Source organism: Cupriavidus sp. 10L45 (genome assembly GCF_056395225.1).
The window spans coordinates 49,909-71,167 of sequence record NZ_JBFTJC010000008.1; the positions used below are offsets into that span (position 1 = coordinate 49,909).

Genomic DNA, 21,259 nt, shown 5'->3' on the forward strand with positions numbered 1-21,259 from the left:
CCAAATCGTGATGATCCGATGCTCAGACTCGAGGACCTGACCCTGTTTGTCCGCAGTGCCGCGCTCGGCAGCTTTTCCAGCGCCGCGCGCGAAGCCGATCTGCCGCCCGGGCAGGTCAGCGCCGCCATCCAGCGGCTGGAACGGGAGCTGGACCTGCGCCTGTTCGTGCGCTCCACGCGCAGCCTGCGGCTGACCGCCGAGGGCGAGCGATACCTGCCGTACGCCACCGATGTGCTCGCGCTGCTGCACGAAGGCCACGAGCGTTCCCGGAGCGAGGAGGGGGATCTGAGCGGGGTCTTGCAGGTGTCGGCGCCGTCCGATGTCGGCCGCAACGTGCTGCTGCCGTGGATCACGGCGTTCTGCGCGAGCCATCCGCGCCTGTCACTGCGGCTGCTGCTCTCGGACCGCGTCAGCGATGTGTTCCGGGAGCCGGTCGACGTGGCCATCCGCTACGGACTGGCCGAGGACGCGAGCTATGTGGCCCTGCCGCTGGCCCCCGAGAACCGCCGCGTGCTGGTGGCATCGCCCGACTATCTGGCCGCGCACGGGCGGCCGGCAAGCCTGGACGACCTGTCGCGCCACCGCTGCGTGCTGTACCTGCTGGGCGGGCGCCTCTATGACAAATGGGTGTTCCCGGTGGAGGGCAAGCGCCGGCTGGTGGCGGTGAACGGGGCGATGATCTGCGACGATGCCGACGTGGCGCGCCGCTGGGCGGTGGCGGGGCAGGGCATCGCCTACAAGTCGTGGCTCGATGTCTGCGCGGATGTGGAAGCGGGCACGTTGGAGGTGGTGCTGCCGCACCAGCCGGGCGAGAGCGCGCCGCTCAGCCTGATCTGCCCGCATCGCAAGCAGTTCTCGCCGGCGGTGCGCCAGTTGCAGGCGCTGTTGCGCGAGCGGCTCGCCCCGCTGGAGGCCCGGTTGCGCGGCATCGCCACGCCCTAGGCCCCTTTTTTCGTATTGATCGTACGGGTCTTACTTCGATGCGACCTTGCTGATGCGGCCCTCGATATGCTTGGCGCGCGCCTCCGAGCCCGGATGCGAGCCGAACATGCTCGACTTGCCGCCATCGAGCTTGGCCAGCTTCTCGAACGCGGTGACCAGCGCCTTGGTATTGGCCTTGTTCTTGGTCAACAGGTCGAAGGCGAAGTCGTCGGCGGCGGTCTCCTGCGCCTGCGAGAACTGCGCGTTGACCAGCTTTTCGCCGAGTTCACCCAGTTGGGAGGAAGACAGCGCGGCCATGGCGCCGTTGGTGGCGCCGACCGCACTGCGCGCGGCGGTGGCGGCGTAGGCCACCTGCATGGCCTTCTTGCTGTGGCCCAGCGCCACGTGGCCGAGTTCGTGGCCCAGCACGCCGCGGACCTCGTCGTCGCTCATCATGTCCATCAGGCCGCTGTAGACCCGCACGCAGCCGTTGGCCATGGCCCAGGCGTTGACGTCCTTGGTCAGGTACACCCGCACGTTGAGATTGGGCACATCGCTGTTCTTCAGCCCGGCCATGACCTTGGTGAGGCGTTTTGCGTAGTTGGTGCGGGGGCCGGCGGTCTTGTTGGTCTGGTCGGACTCGGCGCAGGCCTGGTCCGACAGCGATTTCACCTCCGCGTCGGTCAGGGTGGCGGCCTGCGCCAGCGAGGTGCCGGCGGTGACCAGGCTGTTGACATCGGTGCCGGCGCAACCGGCGAGCAGGGCAGTGGTGAGCAGCGGAAGTACGAGGAAGCCTTTCATAGCGGTTCGCGAGGTAGTGGCGGGAGTTTCCCGGGAATGGGAGGCTATGCCACTTCATCGCGGGCGAACCCGCATCCAGATCAAGGTCCGCCGTGTTTCCGCGCGCTGGCTATGGAAATCGGATTTCTGCCAATCGCATCAATCCTGAGGTAATCGTGAATCGATCCTGACGCGACTCAAGCCGTGGCCTCATGCGCGCCGCGCGGCACGAAGCGCCCCAGTACATGGCTGGTCATGCCCTTGGCCAGTTCCTCCTCGCCATAGAACACCGTGCCGAGCCCTTCCTTGCGCAGCAGCGCGGACTCGTCCTCGCTATGCGTGCGCAGCACGATCTCCACGTTGGGGTTCAGCGTCTTGGCGGTTTCCACCATCTGGCGCACGTAGAGCGGCTCCGGCACGGCAATCACCAGCATCGCCGCGTGGGCGATATGGGCCTGGATCAGCACCGCCGGGTCGGCCGCATTGCCCGAGACCGCCGCGAAGCCCGCGCGGCGCAGGGACTCCACACGCTCGCGGTTCTCGTCCGCAATCACGAAGGGAATGCCGCGCTCCTGCATCGCCTGGGCAATCCGCTTGCCCACGCGGCCGTAGCCGACCAGCACCACCTGGCCTTCCAGAAACTTGCGCTCGGTGGTCATCGGCAGCTCGGCGTAGGGGTCGCCGCGCTGCTCCAGCCGCCGCGCCAGCGCCGATCGCTTGAGAATCCACTTTCGCAGCGGCTCCACGCCGGCAAACAGCAGGGGATTGATCGCGATGGAAATCAGCGCGCCGGCCAGCACCAGGCTCATGCCTTCCTCCGGCAGCAGCCCCAGCGTGACCCCCAGCCCGGCCAGGATGAACGAGAATTCGCCGATCTGCGCCAGGCTGGCGGACACCGTCAGCGCCGTATTGAGCGGATAGCGGAAGGCCAGCACCAGCGCGAAGGCCGCCAGCGACTTGCCGAACACGATGATGGCGACCACGGCCAGCACGTGCAGCGGCTGCTCGATCAGGATGGCCGGCTTGAACAGCATGCCCACCGAGACGAAGAACAGGACCGAGAACGCGTCGCGCAGCGGCAGCGATTCCTCGGCGGCGCGATGACTGAACTCCGACTCGCGCATCACCATGCCGGCGAAGAAGGCGCCCAGCGCGAACGACACGTTAAACAGTTCGGCCGCCCCATAGGCAATGCCAATCGCCACGGCCACCACGGCCAGCGTGAACAGCTCGCGCGAGCCGGTCTTGGCCACCTGCCACAGCAGCCACGGCAGGATGCGCCGCCCGGCCACCAGCATCAGCGCGATAAACGCCACCACCTGGAGCAGCGTCTGGAGGATGGTGAAGCCGAGCGCCTGCGCGCCCTGGTCTGGCGCGGCGTTTGTGCCGCCGAGCAGCCCGGCCAGCGGCGGCAGCAGCACCAGCACCAGCACCGTGGCGAGGTCTTCCACCACCAGCCAGCCCACGGCGATGCGCCCGTTCATGGTTTCCAGCACGTTGCGGGTTTCCAGCGCCTTGAGCAGCACCACCGTGCTCGCGCACGACAGGGAGAGGCCGAAGACCAGCCCGGTGCCCAGGCTCCAGTCCCAGATCCACGCCACCAGCATGCCCAGCGCGGTGGCAATCGCCATCTGCACCACTGCCCCGGGAATGGCGATACGTTTTACCGCGAGCAGGTCGCGCAGCGAGAAATGCAGGCCGACGCCGAACATCAGCAGCATCACGCCGATTTCGGATAATTGCGAGGCCAGATGAACATCGGCGACGAAGCCCGGCGTGCCGGGGCCGATGATGATGCCGGTGACGAGGTAGCCGACCAGGGCGGGAATCTTGACGCGTTCGGCCAGGAAGCCAAGCACGAGGGCGATGCCGAAGCCGGCGGCGATGGTGGTGATGAGGGTGAAGTCGTGGTCCATGCGTCGTCTGCGGGGTGCTGCGCAAGCGGCCAGTGAAATGCTGGGGCGAGGGGCAATTGTAACGGCAGGTGCCCGGCCTCGACGGCGGGGCCCATGAAAAAACGGGCAGATTCCGGCCAGCGCCCGCCAGCGGGGGCTTGGCAAGGTGCGCCACTTCGACAACCATACACGCACCAAAAGGCGGATAAATACGAGAGGAGAGGCGGGAATGACCCAAACGAAGACCAAAGCCCCGGCCAAGACCGCAACCAAGGCCACCGCGCCAGCGGACGAGTCCCCGGCAGCCCTGATCGACGCCCGGATCGCGGAACTGGGCGACTGGCGCGGCGAAACCCTCGCCCGCCTGCGCGCGCTGGTGAAGGAAGCCGACCCCGAGGTGGTGGAGGAATGGAAGTGGCGCGTGCCGGTGTGGTCCCACGACGGCATCCTGTGCACCGGCGAGACCTACAAGAGCGCGGTGAAGATGACCTTCGCCAAGGGGGCCTCGCTGGACGACCCGTCCGGCCTGTTCAATTCCAGCCTGGACGGCAACACCCGGCGCGCCATCGACTTCCGTGAGGGCGAGAAGATCGATGCCAAGGCGCTGAAGGCCCTGATCCGTGCCGCCGTTGCGCTCAACCAGGGCAAGGGCTAGTTCCGGAATTCCCGGTTCAGGCTTCGCCGCCGCGCTCGAGCAACTTATATAGATGGGAGCGGGAAATGCCCAGCTCCAGCGCGGCCTGCTTCTTGTTGCCGCCATGGCGGGCGATGGCCTGCAGCACGGCGTCATAAGCGAGGTCGCGCAGCCGGGCCGCCGCCGGGGCCGGGGCATCCTCGGGCGCGAAGACCTGCCCGAGCGGGTGCGTTGCCGGCGCCACCATCGTCGCCATATGGTTTTCCTCGCCCCGGGCGAAGTCCTGCACCCGGAGCCGGCTGCCGTCGCAGAACACCAGCGCTTCCTCGATCTTCTGCCGTAGCTGGCGCACATTGCCGGGCCAGCGCCGCGAGGCCAGGTGCCGCGCCACATCGGGCATGACCTGCGGCACCGGCACGCCGTTGCGCTGGCAGAACGCCTGCACGAAGTGATGGAGCAGGGCGGGTATGTCCTCCAGCCGCTGGCCCAGCGCCGGCACGCGCAGCACCACGCCGCTGAGGCGGTAGTAGAGGTCGAGCCGGAAGCGGCCACCGTCGATCAGCGCCTGAATGTCGCGGTTGGTGGCGGTCACGAGCCGGAAATCCACCCGCCGCGCCTGCCGGCTGCCGAGCCGCTCGACCATGCGGTCTTCCAGCACGCGCAGCAGCTTGACCTGCATCTCCATCGGAATATCGGCGACTTCGTCCAGGAACAGCGTGCCGCCGGCTGCCTGTTCGAGCTTGCCGGGCTGGCCATGCCGATGGCTGCCCGTGAAGGCGCCTGCCGCATGGCCGAACAGTTCGGCCTCGATCAGCGTGGCCGGGAACGCGGCCAGGTTCAGGCTGACCAGCGGCGCGGCCTGCGTCCCCTCGTCATCGCCCTGCACGCCATGTGACCCCCGGCCGGCGCTGTGGATGGCCCGCGCGACGAGTTCCTTGCCCGTGCCGGACTCGCCCAGCACCAGCACGGGCACGTCGAGCCGCGCCACGGTCTCGATCTCCCGGCGCAGCCGCTGCATCGGCGCGCTCTCGCCAATCAGCAGGCCCACTCCCGAGTCGCGCTGGCGCAGCCCGTGCAGTTCGCGCCGGTAGTGCGCCAGCTGCGACCGCAGTTCCTCCACCTCCTTGTGCATCCGGCCGATGGCCTCCGGCTCCTTGAATAGGACCTGTCCGATCGCGCCGACCGTCTTGCCATCGGCAACGATGGGCACCCGGTTCACCACGCGCGTCACGCCATTCATCCGCTGAAGCTGGCCGATCTCGGCCTTGCCGGTCGCCGCCACGTGGCCCAGCCGGGAATTCGGGATGACCTGCTCGGCGGGGCGCCCCGTGCCTTCCCCAGTGCGCAGGCCGAAGAACGCCTCATGGACGGGACTGATGAAGCGGATACACCCCGTGTGGTCCACCACCGTGATCGCCTGATAGGGATTGGTCAGGAAGTGTTCGAGGATGGCGTCCGCAAACGGCACTGCGCCGAGGAAGTCGAACAGCGCCGCCCCGGCCGCCGCGCGGCGCAGCAGGATGGTCTGTTGGCTGGCATCGAGCAAGGCCAGCCCGATATGGCGCTCGCCATCGACCTCGATATCGAAAATGCGGCCGGCATGGTGGTTCTCGGCGGGGGGCAGTGCGGCCACGCCGGCCTGCGCGGCCCGGGCGATGGCCGGATTGCGTGCTGTGCCCGAGGCGGCGAGGGTCTCGCCGTCCGGCCCGAGCACCAGCGCGCCCAGGCTTTGTGTCTTCACTGACGACATTGATTGTGTCTCCATGCGGGACATCTGAGTGTCCTCGTGCCGGACACTCTACCGGCCAGTCGAAAAAATCGCAATGAAATCAATGTGCTTCATGGCTGGCACGGGTAGTGCGTTAGCTCTCGGATAACACCCATACCCATAAGCCCGAAGACACAGAGGAGACACATGTCCTGGCAGCCGGAAATCGACGAACTGGCCTATCGCAAGCGACTGGCCGCCGAGCTTGGCGGACCCGACAAGGTCAAGCGCCACAAGGACGCCGGCAAGCTCACCGTGCGCGAGCGCATCGAGGCCATCGCGGACCCCGGCAGCTTCCGCGAGGTGGGCGCGCTCACCGGTAGCGGCCAGTACGACAGCAATGGCCGGCTGGTGGGCCTGACCCCGGCCAATCTGGTGATGGGTCGCGCACATCTGGGTGGCCGTCCCGCCGTGCTGGTCGGGGATGACTTCACGGTGCGCGGCGGCGCCAACGACGGCGCGGTGGGCGACAAGCTGATCCACGCCGAGAAGATGGCCCACGACCTGCGCCTGCCGATGGTGCGGCTGGTCGATGGCACGGGCGGCGGCGGCTCGGTGCGCAATATCGAGAACCGTGGCTACACCAATATCCCCACCATGAAGGTGTGGCAGCACGTGGTGGAGAACATGTCGGTGGTGCCGGTGGTGTCGCTGGCGCTGGGCTCGGTGGCCGGCATGGGCGCGGCGCGCGTGGCGGCCAGCCACTACTCGGTGATGGTCAAGGGCACGACGCAACTGTTCAACGCCGGCCCGCCCGTGGTGGCGCGCATCGGCCAGATCCTGGAAAAGAACGAGCTGGGCGGCAGTCAGATCCACACCCGCAACGGCGTGGTCGATGACGAGGTGGCGAGCGAGGAAGAGGCCTTCGACCGGGCCCGCCGCTTCCTGTCCTACCTGCCGCCGTCCGTGTATGAGCTGCCGCCGCGCGCCGCGCCCGCCGACGACACGCGCCGCCGCGACGAATGGCTGCTCTCCGCCATCCCGCGCGAAAGCCGCCAGGTCTACAAGATCCGGCCGATCGTGCAGGCGCTGGTCGATCAGGACTCGTTCTTCGAGATCGGCAAGCACTGGGGCCGCGCCATCGTCACCGGGCTGGCGCGGCTGGATGGCTGGCCCGTGGCCGTGGTCGCCAGCGACCCGTACTACTACGGCGGCGGCTGGGACGGCCCCACGGCCGAGAAATTCACCCGCTTCCTGGACATGGCCGAGGCCTTCCACCTGCCGGTGGTCAACCTCGTCGATATCGCCGGGTTCCAGATCGGGCTGGAGGCCGAGAAGGCCGGGATCATGCGTTACGGCGTGCGCGCGCTGGCGGCGGTTTATCAGGCCACCGTGCCGTGGTGCTCGGTGATCGTGCGCCGCGCCTACGGTGTGGCGGCGGCGGGGCACCAGCACATGGGTCGCTTCAACTTCCGCTATGCGTGGCCGTCCGCCAACTGGGGTTCGCTGCCGATCGAGGGCGGGCTGGAGGTGGCCTACAAGGCCGAGATCGAGGGCGCCGACGACCCGGTGCAGAAGCGGGCCGAGATCGAGCAGCGGGTGCGCAGCCTGACCTCGCCGTTCCGCAGCGCGGAAGCCTTCGTGATCGAGGACATCATCGACCCGCGCGACACGCGGGCGCTGCTGTGCGAGTTCGCCAACCTCGCCGCGCCGCTGCGCGAGGCGGGGGTGCGCACGTTCGGCATCCGGCCTTGAAAGCGTTCGGCAACCCCTAGCCAAAATCCTAAAAAAAGAATCAGGAGACAAACCGCATGCAACGCAGATCCCTACCTTCGCTGTGTCTCGGCCTGATGGCCACCACGTTGGCCACCACGCTGGCCGCGCCGGCCTTCGCGCAGGAGAACTGGCCCGCCAAGCCCGTCACCATCGTCGTGCCGTTCCCGGCGGGCGGCATGACCGACCTGCTGGCGCGCCGCATCGCCCGTGACATGCAGGCCGAGCTGAAGCAGCCCTTCGTGGTGGACAACCGCGCCGGCGCCAGCGGGCAGATCGGCACCGAGATCGTGGCGCGCGCCAACCCGGACGGCTACACGCTGCTGGTCTCGGCCACGCACCACGTGATCAACCCGGCCATCCGGCCCAAGCTGCCGTACAACGCGTCGAAGGATTTCACGAACATCGCGCTGCTGGCCACCACGCCCAACGTGCTGGTGGTCAACAACAAGGTGCCGGCCAACAATCTCCCCGAGTTCCTGGCCTATGCGAAGAAGCAGACCGAGGGGCTGTCCTACGGCTCGTCGAGCATTGGCGGCGCCACGCATATGTCCGGGGAGCTGCTGCGGCTGATGACGAAGGTGCCGATGACGCACATTCCGTACAAGGGCGCGTCCCCGGCGCTGGCCGACCTGCTGGGCGGCCAGATCCCCGCGCTGTTCCATGACGTGATGACCATGGCGCCGTACGTGAAGGACGGCAAGGTCAAGGCCATCGGCGTGACCTCGGCCAGGCGCAGCGAGGCGCTGCCCAACGTGCCGACCATTGCCGAGCAGGGCGTGCCCGGCTACGAAGCCACCACGTGGATCGGCTTCTACGGCCCGGCCAACCTGCCGCGCGCGCTGGTGGAGAAGCTGAACCACGCAGCGGTCAAGAGCATGAACAGCGCCGAGGCCAAGACCTACCTGACCCAGAACGGCACCAGCCCCGGCGCGCTCAACGCCGAGCAGTTCGGCAGCTTCGTGCAGGCCGAACTCGACAAATGGAAGCGCGTGGCCATCGAGGCCAAGGTCAAGGTGGACTGAGCGATGGCGGATACCAAGGAGCAAGCTTCGTTGTTGTCATTGCTGGCGCCGCGCTCGGTGGCGGTGCTGGGCGCGTCCGACAACCCGATCAAGGCCGGCGGCCGGCCCATCGACTATATGCGGCGCCACGGCTATGCCGGGCGCATCTACCCGGTCAACCCCAAGCGGGCCGAGATCCAGGGCCTGGCGGCTTACCCCGACCTGGCCGCGCTGCCGGACTCGCCCGATGTGGTCGTCATCAGCGTGGCCGGCACCGAGGCCGAGCAGGCCATCGAGCAATGCATCGCCGTGGGGGCCAAGGGCGCGGTGATCTATTCGTCGGGCTTTGCCGAACTGGGCGAGGCCGGCGCGGCGCAGCAGCAGCGGCTCGTGGCGCGGGCCCGCGCCGGCGGCCTGCGGCTGTTCGGGCCGAACACGCAGGGCGTGGCCAACTTCGCCACCGGCGCCGTGCTGCATTTCTCGACCATGATCAACGAGGAAGCGCCGCAGGACGGCCCGGTGGCCATCGTCAGCCAGAGCGGCGCGGGCTCGTCCATCGTCTATGGCGGGCTGCGCCGCAAGGGCATCGGCGTGCGCTACATGGTGGCCACGGGCAACGAGGCCGACGTGACCGCCGCCGAAACGCTGCGCGCGATTGCCGAGGATGACGCCGTGCGCGTGATGCTGCTGTACGTGGAATCCCTGCGCGACCCCGACGTGCTGGCGCAGGCCGCACGGATCGCCCATGCGCGCGATGTGCCGATCCTCGCCGTCAAGGCCGGCCGGACCCGCGCCGGGCAACTGACCGCCAGCTCCCACACCGGGGCGATGGCCGGCGAGGACGCGCTGGCCGATGCCTTCCTGCGTCAGCACGGCATCCTGCGCGTGAACGATTTCCGGGAGTTGTCCGAGTACGCGCAGATCTTCGCGGGCGGCCAGCGGCCGCGTGGCCGCAAGGTGGTGGCGATCAGCAACTCGGGCGCCACCTGCGTGCTGGCGGCGGACGCGGCGGAGTCCCACGGGCTGGACCTGTGCCAGTTCGACGAACCCGGCACCGCCGCGCTGCGCACCGTGCTGCCCGGCTATGTCTCGGCGCGCAATCCCATCGACATGACCACCGCGTTGCTCGGCCAGCCGCAGATCTATGGCCAGACGCTCGACGCCGTGGCGGCCCAGCGGCAGGCCGACCTGATCTTCGTCGGCTTTCCGATTGGCGGCGAAGGCTACGACTTCGACGATTTCTCCGCACAGACCGGGCGCTTTGCTTCGGCCAGCGGCGTGCCGGTGGCGGTCAGCGCCAATCAGGAGTGGGTGGCGCAGGCGTTCCGCGCGCAGGGCGTGCCGGTGTTCGACAGCGAGCGCTCCGCCATGCAGGCGCTGGCGCTGCTGGCCGAATATGGCGAACGCCGCGAGGCGGCGCTGGCCGCGCCCTTGCCGGCTGGCGTGCCGGCAGGAGTACTGACGCACGCGTCCCCCGCCCATGCCCTCGATGAAGTCCGCAGCCTGGCCGAACTCGCGGCGGCGGGCCTGCCCGTCGTGGCGCACCGGCTCTGCCACAGCGCCGACGACGTGCGCCGTGCCGTGTCCGAACTGGGCGCACCGGTGGTGGCCAAGGGTGTGTCCCCGGACATCACGCACAAATCCGAGCACGGGCTGGTGAAGCTGAACCTGTCCGGCGAGGCCGCCGCCGTGGCTGCCTTCGACGAGATCGACCAGATCCTGCACAGGATGGAAGTCCGCCACGGCGGCGTGCTGCTGGCGCGCCAGCAACGCGGCGCGTTCGAACTGGCCGTGGGCGCCCATATCGATCCGGCCTACGGCCCGGTGGTGATGGTCGGGCAGGGTGGCGTGCTGGTGGAAGCGCTGCAGGACGTGCAATTCCTCGTCGCGCCGTTCACGGCCAGTCAGGCGCGGGCCGCCATCGGCCGGCTGCGCATCGCCCCGGCGTTCGCCGCGCTGCGCGGCATGGAAGCGGTGGACCTCGACCAACTGGCCGACATGCTGGTCCGTCTGGGCGACTGGATGGTCGCGGCGCGCGGCACGGTGCATTCGGTCGATGCCAACCCGGTGATCGTCGCCCGTGGGGCGGTGGCGCCGGTGCTGGTCGATGCGGTGGTGATCCGCACAGGAGAGACGGCATGAACGACACCATCAAGATCCGCACGCTGCGCCGCGTGCTGGTGGCCAACCGGGGCGCCGTGGCGGCGCGCGTGATCCGCGCGCTGCGCCAGCTCGGCATCGCCTCGGTGGCGGTCTACTCGGACGCCGACGCGGGCCTGCCCTACCTGCGCGAGGCCGATATGGCCGTGCGCATCGGCGAGGCGGCGCCGCTGGACAGCTATCTGCATCAGCAAAAGCTGCTCGATGTCGCCCGGGAGACCGGCGCGGACGGCGTGCACCCCGGCTATGGCTTCCTGTCGGAAAACGCCGACTTCGCCGAACGGGTGGAGGCGGCGGGGCTCTGCTTTATCGGCCCGTCGCCCGCCTGGATCCGCCGTCTGGGCCACAAGACGCAGGCGCGCGACTTCATGGCCGGCCACGGCATGCCGATGGCGCCGAGTTCCGGCGTGCTGCCGGACGACATGGCCGTCGTGGCTGCCGCCGCCGAGCAGATCGGCTACCCGGTGCTGATCAAGCCGGCTGGCGGTGGCGGGGGCATCGGCATGCTGCCGGTGCGCGATGCGCAAGGGCTGGCCGCCGCGTGGCAGCAGGCCCGCTCGGTGGCGCAGCGCAGCTTCGGGCAGGCGGAGCTGTATCTGGAAAAGCTGATGGAGCAGCCGCGCCACATCGAATTCCAGGTCTTGGCGGACCGCTACGGCGGCGTGCGCATTGTGGGCGAGCGTGACTGCTCGGTGCAGCGCCGTCATCAGAAAGTGTTGGAAGAAGCCCCCGCGCCGGGCTTGTCGGGCGAGGCGGTGGCCGCCATGCGCGAGCGGCTGGCCACGCTGCTGGGCCACGTCGGCTACGACGTGATCGGCACCGTGGAGATGCTGCACACACCCGAGACCGGCTTTGTCTTCCTGGAGATGAACACCCGGCTGCAGGTGGAGCATGCGGTGACCGAGCAGGTGACCGGCATCGACATCGTGGCCGCGCAGGTGCGGCTGGCCTGCGGCGAGCGGATCGACGCCGTGCTGCCGGCCCCCACGCGCCAGCAGGGCCACGCCATCGAGGCCCGCGTCTACGCCGAAGACCCGGTGCGCTTCTTCCCGTCGCCGGGGCCGCTGGACACCTTCGTGCCGCCGCAGGCGCCCGGCATCCGCGTGGAGACCGGCTACGCGCAGGGCCAGCGCGTGACGCCGTACTACGACCCGATGATCGCCAAGGTCATCGCCACCGGCAGCGACCGCGCCGACGCCATCCGGCGCCTGCGTGCCGCGCTGGAGGCGTTCCAGATTGCCGGGGTCAAGACCAACCTGCCGTTCCTGCTGCGCGTGCTGGCCCACCCCGATTTCGCCGATGCCCGCATCGACACGGCCCTGACCCAGCGCGTGCTGGCCACGCCGCTCCAGACGCCTACGCCGAAGCAACCCGAAACCCTTACCGAAAGAGCAGCCTGATGCCCCAGATCGACGCCGCAGTCAGCGGCCATGTGTCCTCCATCGCCATCGAAGCCGGCGCCACCATCTCCGCCGGGGATGTCCTGATGATCATCGAGTCGATGAAGATGGAAATCCCGCTCGAAGCCGAGGCGGATGGCGTGGTCAAGGCCATCCTGGTCCAGCCCGGCGACGCCGTGACCGAGGGCCAGCCGGTGGTGGAGGTCGAGTAACGCGCCAAGGCTCCGGGGGCCTTACTCGATCGTCACCTTGCCATCCTTGACCAGCTTGGCGAACTTGGCGGTCTCGTCATCGATGCGCTTGGCGAACGCTGCCGAATCGCTGGGCATCGGCTCGGCGCCGGCGGCCAGCATGCGCTGCTGGAAGTCCGGCGAATTGACGATTTCCACGATCTTCGCGCTGAGCTGGGCGACGATGGGCTTGGGCGTGGCCGCCGGCGCCAGGATGCCGAACCACGTGCCGATATCGAAGCCCTTCAGGCCGGCTTCTTCCATGGTCGGCACGTCCGGCAGCACGCTGGAACGCTTGGCCGTGGTCACGGCCAGCGCGCGCAGCTTGCCGGCCTTGATGTGCGGCAGCACCGGGGTCAGCGTGTCGAAGGACATCGTCACCTGTCCGCCCAGCAGGTCGGTGGTCAGCGGGCCGCTGCCTTTATAGGGCACGTGCAGCAGCGGGGCGCCCGTGGCGGTCTGGAACTGCGTGCCGATCAGGTGTTGGGCGGTGCCGTTGCCGTTGGAGCCGTAGGCGAACTCGGTGGGCGACTTCTTGGCCAGCGCCACCAGCTCGGCCACGGTCTTGGCCGGGGTCTTGGCGGGATTGATCACCAGCACATTGGGCACCATCGCCACGGTGGCGATCGGCGCCAGGTCTTTCTGGAAGTTGTACGGCAGCTTCTTGTAGACGCTGGTGGCGATGGTGTGGTGGACGGCGCCCATCAACAGTGTGTAGCCGTCCGGGCGGGCCTTGGCCACGTAGTCCGCGCCCACCGTGGCGCCGGCGCCGGGCCGGTTCTCCACGATCACGGGCTGGCCCAGCTTCTTGGAAAGCTGGTCGCCGATGGCGCGCGCGAGTACGTCGGTGGTGCCACCGGAGGGGAACGGCACGATCAGGCTGATCGGCTTGGTCGGCCATTCCTGCGCCACGCACAGGGCGGAGGCCCCGGCGCCCAGCATCAGCAGCGCGGCACGGAGGAAGCGGGGAAGCGTTTGGGAAGTCGGCATGGTCTGTCTCCTGTATTTATGATTTGTGATTTATTGCTCACTAATAGCGAGATCACTCGCTGACTGCAACACCTGCAAACCCGGTACGCGCAGCGCGGCGCGTCCCGCGAAGGTGGCCGCGCAGCCCAGTTCCGCCTCGATATAGAGCAGGCGGTTGTACTTGGCGACGCGGTCGGAGCGGCACAGCGAGCCGGTCTTGATCTGCGTGGCTGCCGTGCAGACGCTAAGGTCGGCAATGGTCGTGTCCTCGGTCTCGCCGGAGCGATGCGAGATGACCGAGGCGTAGCCGGCCGCCTCCGCCATGTCGATGGCGTTCAGCGTCTCGGTCAGCGTGCCGATCTGGTTGGGCTTGATCAGGATCGCGTTGGCGGCCCCGCAGTCGATGCCCTGCCGCAGGATCGCCGTGTTGGTGACGAAGAGGTCGTCGCCCACCAGCTGCACGCGCTGGCCCAGCCGCTCGGTCAGCAACTGCCAGCCGGCCCAGTCGCCCTCGGCCATGCCGTCCTCGATGGTGACGATGGGGTACTGATCGACCCACTTGGCCAGCAGGTCGACAAAACCGTCCGCCGAATAGGACCGGCCTTCGGACTGCAACTCGTACCGCCCGTCGCGATGGAACTCCGAACTGGCGACGTCCAGCCCCAGCGCGATGTCCCGCCCGGCCTGGAACCCGGCCTGTTCGATGGCGCGCAGGATGATCTCCAGCGCGTGCTCGTTCGAGGCGAGGTCCGGCGCGAAGCCACCTTCGTCGCCCACGGCGGTGGAAAGCCCCTGCGCCTTGAGCACCGCCTTGAGCGTGTGGAAGATCTCCGCGCCCCAACGCAGGGACTCGGAGAACGACGGGGCGCCCACCGGCAGGATCATGAACTCCTGCATGTCCACGCTGTTGTCGGCATGGGCCCCGCCATTGATGATGTTCATCATCGGCAGCGGCAGGCGGGCGTCGCGGCGCTGGCCTCCGATGGTCCGATAAAGCGGCACGCCGGCCGAAGCCGCCGCCGCCTTCGCGGTGGCCAGCGACACCGCCAGCAGCGCGTTGGCGCCGAGCCGGGACTTCTCCGGCGTGCCGTCGAGCCGGATCAGGCAGTCGTCCACCGCCGCCTGGTCTGCCGCCGGCATGCCGGCCAGCGTGCGGGCGATATCGACGTCGATATGGGCCACGGCCTTGCGCACGCCCTTGCCGAAGTAGCGCCGGGGTTTGCCGTCGCTGTCGCCGTCGCGCAGCTCCAGCGCCTCGCGGGCGCCGGTGGAGGCGCCCGACGGCGCCGCTGCAAAGCCTTGCGAGCCGTCCGACAGCCGCACCTGCGCCGCCACGGTGGGGTTGCCGCGCGAGTCGAGGATCTCGTAGCCGCGAATGTCCTGGATGATGGGCATGGGGGGGTCCTAACGAAATAGCAACTTACTGGACCTGCGCGATTCGCAGCAGATTGGTGGTGCCGGCGACCGCGAAGGGCAGCCCGGCGGAAATCACGATCGAGTCGCCGGCCGCGCCGAAGCCCTCCTTGCGCACGGTCTGGCTGGCTAATTCGGTCATCTCGACCACATCGACCACCTCGTGGCACAGCACCGCGTGTACGCCCCAGGCCAGCGCCAGCCGGCGCGCGGTGGCCATGCGGGGGGTCATGCCGAGGATGGGCACCTCGGGGCGCTCGCGCGCCATGCGCAGCGCCGAGTAGCCGGAACTGGTGTAGGCCACCGTCGCCGGGGACTTCAGCAGCCCGGCCACATGGCGCACCGCCAGCCCGATGGCGTCGGCGGCCTCCGCGCGCGGCGGGGTGTGGGAGGCCTGGATGGCATCGTGATAGAGCGGGTCCGACTCGGTGCGCGAGATGATGCTGTTCATCATCCGCACGGCCTCCACCGGATACCTGCCCGAGGCCGATTCGGCGGACAGCATCACCGCATCGGCGCCGTCGTACACGGCCGTGGCGACGTCCGAGGCTTCCGCGCGGGTCGGCACCGGCGAGGCGATCATCGATTCCAGCATCTGCGTGGCCACGATCACCGGCTTGCCGGCCTTGCGGCAGGCCCGCAGGATCTGCTTCTGCAGCGAGGGCACCAGCTCGGCCGGCATCTCCACGCCAAGGTCGCCGCGCGCCACCATCACGGCATCCGATTCGGCGACGATGGCCTCCAGGCTCTGGATGGCCGCCGGCTTCTCCAGCTTGGCGACGATGCCGGCGCGGTCCTTGACGATGTCCTTGATCTCCAGGATGTCCTCGGGCCGCTGCACGAAGGACAGGGCGATCCAGTCCACGCCGAGCGTCAGGCCGAACTCCAGGTCGCGCCGGTCCTTCTCGGTCATGGCCGACAGGGGCAGCACCACGCCGGGCACGTTGACGCCCTTGCGGTCGGACAGCGTCCCGCCATTGACCACGGTGGTCTCGGCGAAGTCCTTGCCGCAGCGCTCCACGCGCAGGCGGATCTTGCCGTCATCGAGCAGCAACTCGGTCCCTTCCTGCAGCGCTGCGAAGATTTCCGGGTGGGGCAGGCTGACCCGGCTGGCGGTGCCGGCCACGGTGGCGTCGAGGTCGAGCCGGAAGCTGGCGTCGGCGGCCAGCTGGATCGGGCCATCGGCAAACGTGCCGATGCGCAGCTTGGGGCCTTGCAGGTCCAGCAGCACGCCGATGGGGCGGCCACGGTCCCGTTCCACGGCGCGGATGGTGTCCAGCCGCTGCTTGTGGTCGGCGTGGCTGCCGTGGCTGAAGTTGAGCCGGAATACGTCGGCGCCGGCTTCGAACAGCGCGTCGATGACTTCCGGCGACGTGCTCGCGGGGCCCAGTGTGGCCACGATCTTGGCATTGCGGGTGCGTCTCATCTTGTTACTCCCTTCACCGCGCGATCAGGATGGCGCGGAAGTCATTGACATTGGTCAAGGTCGGCCCGGTGACAACCGCATCGCCGAGCGCCTCGAAGAAACCGTGGCCATCGTTGGCCGCCAGCGCGTCCTGCGGGCGGATGCCGAGTTGCCAGGCGCGCGCCAGCGTGTCCGGGCCGGCCAGCGCGCCGGCGATTTCCTCCTGGCCGTCCACGCCATCGGTATCGCCCGCAATGGCATGCACGCCCGGTTCGCCACGCAGCGTCAGCGCCAGCGAGAGCAGGTATTCCACATTCCGCCCGCCGCGCCCGTTGCCGCGCACGGTGACGGTCGTCTCGCCGCCCGAGAGCAGCACGCAGGGCGCCGTGAACGGCTGGCCGTGCCGCGCCACTTCCAGTGCCAGACCGCCCATGACCTTGCCGACATCGCGCGCCTCGCCCTCGATGGCATCGCCCAGGAGGTAGGCGCGCAGGCCGGCGCGGCGTGCCACGGCGGCGGCAGCTTCCAGCGCCAGCCGGGGCGTGGCGATCAGCGTGGTGTCGATGGGCGGCAGGCGGGCATCGCCGGGTTTGATGGACTCGGACGCGTCCGAATCGAGCACGGCCAGCACATGCGGCGGCACGTCGATGCCGTAGCGCCGGACGATGGCCAGCGCGTCGGCCCGGGTGGTCGGGTCCGGCACGGTGGGGCCGGAGGCGATGTCGATGGGGTCATCGCCGGGCACATCGGACAACAGCAGGTTGCAGACCCGCGCCGGATGGCAGGCCGCGGCGAGGCGCCCGCCCTTGATCGCCGACAGGTGCCGGCGCACGGTGTTCATCTCGGTGATGGTCGCGCCGGACTTCAGCAGCGACTGGTTGACCGCCTGCTTGTCCGCGAGCGACATGCCGGCCAGCGGCAGCGGCAGCAGCGCGGAGCCGCCGCCCGAGATCAGGCAGATGACGAGGTCGTCCTCGGTCAGCCCGGACACCCGTTCCAGCATGCGCTGCGCGGCGTGGAAGCCGGCGGCGTCCGGCACCGGATGGGCGGCCTCGACGATCTCGATGCGCGCGCACTCCACCGCGTAGCCGTAGCGCGTGACCACCAGCCCTTCCAGCGGATGGGGCCAGGCATCTTCCAGCGCGCGGGCCATGGCCGCCGAGGCTTTGCCAGCCCCGATCACGATGGTCCGGCCAGGAGACGGTGGCGGCGGGGGCAGGTGGGCGGCCAGCGTGCGCGCGGGCTGGGCGGCGTGGATGGCCGCCTGGAACATCTCGCGGAGCAGTTGGCGGGCCTGGGGGGTGTCCATGGCGGGGCTCGGGGTCATCGGATCAATGGAGGAGCGAGGCATGGGCATCGCCGATGCGGGCCAGCCGGGCGCCGACCGTGGAGGTAGCCGGCTCGGGCTGGTCAGGGATCAGCGCGTCGGGGTCATCGGACAGCTTGCCGTCCAGCGCGTCCTGCAACTGCTGCTGATCCACCGCGCCCACCCAGCGGGCGATGGCGACCGTGCCCACGGCATTGCCGATGGTGTTGGTAATGGCGCGCGCCTCGGACATGAAGCGGTCCACGCCGAGCAGCAGCACCATGCCGGCCACCGGGATCGTGCCCAGCGAGGCCAGCGTCGCCGCCAGCGTGATAAAGCCGGAGCCGGTGACGCCGGCGGAGCCCTTCGAGGTCAGCAGCAGCACCCCCAGCACCACGAACTGGTCGGTCAGCGAGAGCGGCGTGTTGGTGGCCTGGGCGATGAAGATGGCGGCCATGGTGTAGTAGATGCACTGGCCGTCCGGGTTGAAGGTCAGCCCGGCGGGCACCACCAGCCCGACTACCGGCTTGGACACCCCGGCCTTCTCCAGCTTGCCCATCAGCTGCGGCACCACGGATTCGGACGAACTGGTGCCCAGCACCGTGAACAGCTCGTCGCGGATATAGCGCAGGAACTTCCACAGGCTGAAGCCGGAGAGCCGTGCCACGCCGTTCAGCACGATGGCCACGAACAGGAAGCACGTGATGTACATCGTCCCCATCAGCTTGCCGAGCGAGACCACCGAGCCCAGCCCGTACTTGCCGACCGTGAAGGCCATGGCGCCGAAGGCGGCCAGCGGGGCCAGCCGCATGACCATGCCGACCACGCTGAAGATGCCGTGCACGAAGGAATCGAGGAAATCGACCACCGGCTTGGCGCGGGGGCCGATATGGGACAGGGCGATGCCGAACAGCGTGGCGAAGACCAGAATCTGCAGGATGTCGTTGCGGGCCAGCGCGTCGATGATGCTGGTCGGCACCAGGTTCATCAGGAAATCGATAAACGAATGTGACTTTTCAGCCGCATGGGTGTAGGTGGCGATGGCCTTGGTGTCGAGGTGCGCCGGGTCGATATTCATGCCGCGCCCCGGCTGCACCAGATTCACCACGATCAGCCCGAGCACCAGCGCGAAAGTCGACAGCAGTTCGAAGTACAGCAGCGCGCGCACGCCCACCCGCCCCAGCTCCTTCATGTTCTCCATGCGGGCGATGCCCAGCACCACGGTGGCGAAGATGATCGGCGCGAAGACCATCTTGATGAGCTTGATAAATACGTCGCCGAGCGGCTTGAGGTCGCTGCCGAGTTGGGGTGCCCAGACACCCAGTGCCACACCGGCGGCAACGCCGATCAACACCTGGACGTAGAGCTTTCCCAGTAGCTTTCGAATCATGGCTGTCTCCTGCACATTCGAATCTGGCGCGCCTGCGGACCGGCTCTGATGGCCGTTTTTTAGCGTCCGCAGGGCAGCGCGAGCCGCGATCCGGCTCGCAAGGGCCGCCCGGCCAATGGCGGGGCGGCGGGAGGGTTAAGCCGCCTTGGCCTGCTTGTTGGCGGCCAGGTAGTCGCAGACCGCCTTGGTCACCTGGACCGTGGTGGCCTTGCCGCCGAGGTCGCCGGTGTGGAGGGCCGGGTTGGCGGTCACGGCCTCGATGGCGGCCATCACGCGCTTGGCGGCGGCGTCTTCGCCCAGGTGTTCGAGCAGCATCACCACGGACCAGAAGGTGCCCACCGGATTGGCGAGGCCCTTGCCCATGATGTCGAAGGCGGAACCGTGGATCGGCTCGAACATCGACGGGTAGCGGCGTTCCGGGTCGATATTGCCGGTGGGCGCGATGCCGAGGCTGCCGGCCAGCGCGGCGGCGAGGTCGCTCAGGATGTCCGCGTGGAGGTTGGTGGCGACGATGGTGTCCAGCGTCTTCGGGCGGTTGACCATGCGCGCGGTGGCGGCATCGACCAGTTCCTTATCCCAGGTCACGTCCGGGAAGTCCTTGGCCACTTCCACGGCCACCTCGTCCCACATCACCATGGCGTGGCGCTGGGCGTTGGACTTGGTGATCACGGTCAGCAGCTTGCGCGGACGCGATTGCGCCAGCTTGAAGGCGTAGCGCAGGATGCGCTCCACGCCCACGCGGGTCATCATCGACACATCGGTGGCCGCCTCGATCGGGTGGCCCTGGTGCACGCGGCCGCCTACGCCCGAGTACTCGCCTTCCGAGTTTTCACGCACGATCACCCAGTTCAGGTCCTCCGGGGCGCAGCGCTTGAGCGGGCCGTCGATGCCGGGCAGGATGCGCGTCGGGCGCACGTTGGCGTACTGGTCGAAGCCCTGGCAGATCTTCAGGCGCAGGCCCCACAGCGTGATGTGGTCGGGAATCTGGTTGTCGCCGGCCGAGCCGAACAGGATGGCGTCCTTGCCGCGCAGCGCGTCCAGGCCATCGGCGGGCATCATCACGCCGTGCTGGCGGTAGTAGTCGCCGCCCCAGTCGAAGTTTTCGAATTCGAACTGGAAGCCGGCGCCACCGGCGGCCAGCGCTTCCATCACTTCACGGCCGGCGGGAACCACTTCCTTGCCAATGCCGTCACCGGGGATCGTGGCGATCTTGTACGTCTTCATCTTGTGTCTCCTGGTCAGAATCATCGCTGTAGTGCGTGGGACGGATTCTTGACCGTGGACGCGGTGTTGGATCGACGCTAAAGTTAAACCATCTTTAACCTGACATTAACAATGCCATGAGCGCGACGAGCGGCATTCAACCGTCCGAACTGGGCTTTTTCGCGGCGGTGGCCACGGCGGGCAGCCTGAGCGCGGCGGCGCGGGATCTTGGGATCTCGACGGCGGCGGTCAGCAAGCGGCTGGCCCAGATGGAGGCGCGCATCGGCATGCCGCTGCTGACGCGGACCACGCGCCGGATGGGGCTGACGCCCGAGGGGGAGGTGTTCCTGGAGCACGCGCGGCGCATCCTGGGCGAGATCGACGACCTGAGCCAGTTGCTGACCAGCGCCAAGGGGCGGCCGAGCGGCCTGCTGCGCGTGAACGCCACGCTGGGCTTTGGCCGCATGCATGTGGCGCCGGTCATCGCCGAGTACAGCCGGACCTACCCCGATGTCGATGTGCAGCTCCAGCTGTCGGCGGATCCGCCGCCGCTGACGGAGGATGCCTTCGATGTCTGCGTGCGGTTCGGGGAGCCGCCCGACGCGCGGATCATCGCCAAATTCCTGGCCCCGAACCGGCGCCTGCTGTGCGCCTCGCCCAAATACCTGCGCGAGCACGGCGTCCCGGCCACGCCGGGGGATCTGGCGCGGCACAACTGCATCGGCATCCGGCAGGGCAGCGATGCCTACGGGGTGTGGCGGCTGACCTCGGGCAAGGGCGCCAAGCAGCGCACCGAGGCGATCCATGTGCGTGGCAATTTGACGACCAATGACGGCGAAATCGCCGTGCAGTGGGCGCTGGAGGGCCATGGCATCGTGATGCGCGCCGAATGGGATATCGAGCGCTACCTGCGCAGCGGGCGGCTGGTGCAGGTGTTGCCGCACTACGCCACCCCCGAGGCGAACATCTATGCCGTCTACCAGCAACGGCACCAGTTGTCGTCGCGCATCCGCCTGTTCGTGGAGTTCCTCGGCTCGAAGTTCAGCGAGTTTGGAACCTGATCAGGCT

Annotated in this window: 17 protein-coding genes; 8 read left to right on the forward strand and 9 right to left on the reverse strand. The window is 68.6% G+C overall.

What is annotated here, in order from left to right; translation table 11 throughout:
- Positions 1-18 precede the first annotated feature (18 nt).
- On the forward strand, positions 19-942 hold the full coding sequence (locus AC1DFU_RS15675) for a LysR family transcriptional regulator (RefSeq protein ID WP_441590978.1): 924 nt from the start codon (positions 19-21) through the stop codon (positions 940-942).
- A 30-nt stretch (positions 943-972) separates the two neighbouring features.
- On the opposite strand, the gene loiP is transcribed toward AC1DFU_RS15675, so the two are convergent.
- Both loiP and AC1DFU_RS15685 read right to left on the reverse strand, forming a co-directional pair.
- A complete protein-coding gene (gene loiP / locus AC1DFU_RS15680) occupies positions 973-1,722 on the reverse strand; it encodes a metalloprotease LoiP (protein ID WP_441590976.1) in 750 nt (249 codons plus the stop codon).
- Positions 1,723-1,898: 176 nt separating this feature from the next.
- Positions 1,899-3,617 (reverse strand): cation:proton antiporter domain-containing protein, encoded by a 1,719-nt coding sequence (locus AC1DFU_RS15685; protein WP_092301184.1) that lies wholly within the window; start codon positions 3,615-3,617, stop codon positions 1,899-1,901.
- Positions 3,618-3,825: 208 nt separating this feature from the next.
- Between AC1DFU_RS15685 and AC1DFU_RS15690 the strand changes: the two genes are divergently transcribed.
- Positions 3,826-4,251, forward strand: a complete 426-nt coding sequence (locus AC1DFU_RS15690; protein ID WP_441590972.1) for a DUF1801 domain-containing protein — start codon at positions 3,826-3,828, stop codon at positions 4,249-4,251.
- Between the two features lie 16 nt (positions 4,252-4,267).
- Here the strand turns inward: AC1DFU_RS15690 and AC1DFU_RS15695 are convergent, their stop codons facing one another.
- Positions 4,268-5,980, reverse strand: a complete 1,713-nt coding sequence (locus tag AC1DFU_RS15695) for a sigma-54 interaction domain-containing protein (RefSeq protein WP_441590970.1) — start codon at positions 5,978-5,980, stop codon at positions 4,268-4,270.
- A gap of 165 nt (positions 5,981-6,145) precedes the next feature.
- Between AC1DFU_RS15695 and AC1DFU_RS15700 the strand changes: the two genes are divergently transcribed.
- Genes AC1DFU_RS15700 through AC1DFU_RS15720 form a run of 5 tightly spaced genes read left to right on the forward strand, consistent with a single transcriptional unit; the run spans position 6,146 to position 12,487 of the window.
- Positions 6,146-7,693 (forward strand): acyl-CoA carboxylase subunit beta, encoded by a 1,548-nt coding sequence (locus tag AC1DFU_RS15700; protein WP_441590968.1) that lies wholly within the window; start codon positions 6,146-6,148, stop codon positions 7,691-7,693.
- A 56-nt stretch (positions 7,694-7,749) separates the two neighbouring features.
- A complete protein-coding gene (locus AC1DFU_RS15705; RefSeq protein ID WP_092301197.1) occupies positions 7,750-8,736 on the forward strand; it encodes a tripartite tricarboxylate transporter substrate binding protein in 987 nt (328 codons plus the stop codon).
- 3 nt (positions 8,737-8,739) lie between these two features.
- Positions 8,740-10,857 (forward strand): acetate--CoA ligase family protein, encoded by a 2,118-nt coding sequence (locus tag AC1DFU_RS15710; RefSeq protein WP_441590966.1) that lies wholly within the window; start codon positions 8,740-8,742, stop codon positions 10,855-10,857.
- Entirely contained in the window at positions 10,854-12,275 is a 1,422-nt protein-coding gene (locus AC1DFU_RS15715) for an acetyl-CoA carboxylase biotin carboxylase subunit (protein ID WP_441590964.1), read from the forward strand. The genes AC1DFU_RS15710 and AC1DFU_RS15715 overlap by 4 nt, the downstream gene beginning before the upstream one ends.
- Positions 12,275-12,487 carry an acyl-CoA carboxylase biotin carboxyl carrier protein subunit gene (locus AC1DFU_RS15720; RefSeq protein WP_092301205.1) on the forward strand — a complete coding sequence of 71 codons (213 nt, stop codon included), beginning with the start codon at positions 12,275-12,277 and terminating at the stop codon, positions 12,485-12,487. Before AC1DFU_RS15715 ends, AC1DFU_RS15720 begins: the two co-directional genes overlap by 1 nt.
- A gap of 21 nt (positions 12,488-12,508) precedes the next feature.
- Here the strand turns inward: AC1DFU_RS15720 and AC1DFU_RS15725 are convergent, their stop codons facing one another.
- The 6 genes from AC1DFU_RS15725 to AC1DFU_RS15750 all read right to left on the reverse strand — a co-directional run bounded on the left by AC1DFU_RS15725 (position 12,509) and on the right by AC1DFU_RS15750 (position 20,212).
- Positions 12,509-13,447 (reverse strand): tripartite tricarboxylate transporter substrate binding protein, encoded by a 939-nt coding sequence (locus tag AC1DFU_RS15725; RefSeq protein ID WP_441591170.1) that lies wholly within the window; start codon positions 13,445-13,447, stop codon positions 12,509-12,511.
- A gap of 78 nt (positions 13,448-13,525) precedes the next feature.
- The gene (gene eno / locus AC1DFU_RS15730; RefSeq protein ID WP_441590962.1) at positions 13,526-14,869 is read right to left on the reverse strand and encodes a phosphopyruvate hydratase; all 1,344 of its coding nucleotides are present in this window, start codon (positions 14,867-14,869) and stop codon (positions 13,526-13,528) included.
- A 25-nt stretch (positions 14,870-14,894) separates the two neighbouring features.
- A complete protein-coding gene (pyk, locus tag AC1DFU_RS15735) occupies positions 14,895-16,313 on the reverse strand; it encodes a pyruvate kinase (RefSeq protein ID WP_092301214.1) in 1,419 nt (472 codons plus the stop codon).
- Between the two features lie 13 nt (positions 16,314-16,326).
- Positions 16,327-17,601, reverse strand: a complete 1,275-nt coding sequence (locus tag AC1DFU_RS15740; protein ID WP_177220014.1) for a glycerate kinase type-2 family protein — start codon at positions 17,599-17,601, stop codon at positions 16,327-16,329.
- Positions 17,602-17,623: 22 nt separating this feature from the next.
- Positions 17,624-18,988 (reverse strand): dicarboxylate/amino acid:cation symporter, encoded by a 1,365-nt coding sequence (locus AC1DFU_RS15745; protein ID WP_092301217.1) that lies wholly within the window; start codon positions 18,986-18,988, stop codon positions 17,624-17,626.
- 135 nt (positions 18,989-19,123) lie between these two features.
- On the reverse strand, positions 19,124-20,212 hold the full coding sequence (locus AC1DFU_RS15750) for a tartrate dehydrogenase (RefSeq protein ID WP_092301220.1): 1,089 nt from the start codon (positions 20,210-20,212) through the stop codon (positions 19,124-19,126).
- Positions 20,213-20,328: 116 nt separating this feature from the next.
- Here AC1DFU_RS15750 and AC1DFU_RS15755 point away from each other — a divergent pair, with 116 nt between their 5' ends.
- Positions 20,329-21,252, forward strand: coding sequence for a LysR family transcriptional regulator (locus AC1DFU_RS15755; RefSeq protein ID WP_144195318.1), 924 nt, complete (start codon positions 20,329-20,331; stop codon positions 21,250-21,252).
- Positions 21,253-21,259: the final 7 nt, after the last annotated feature.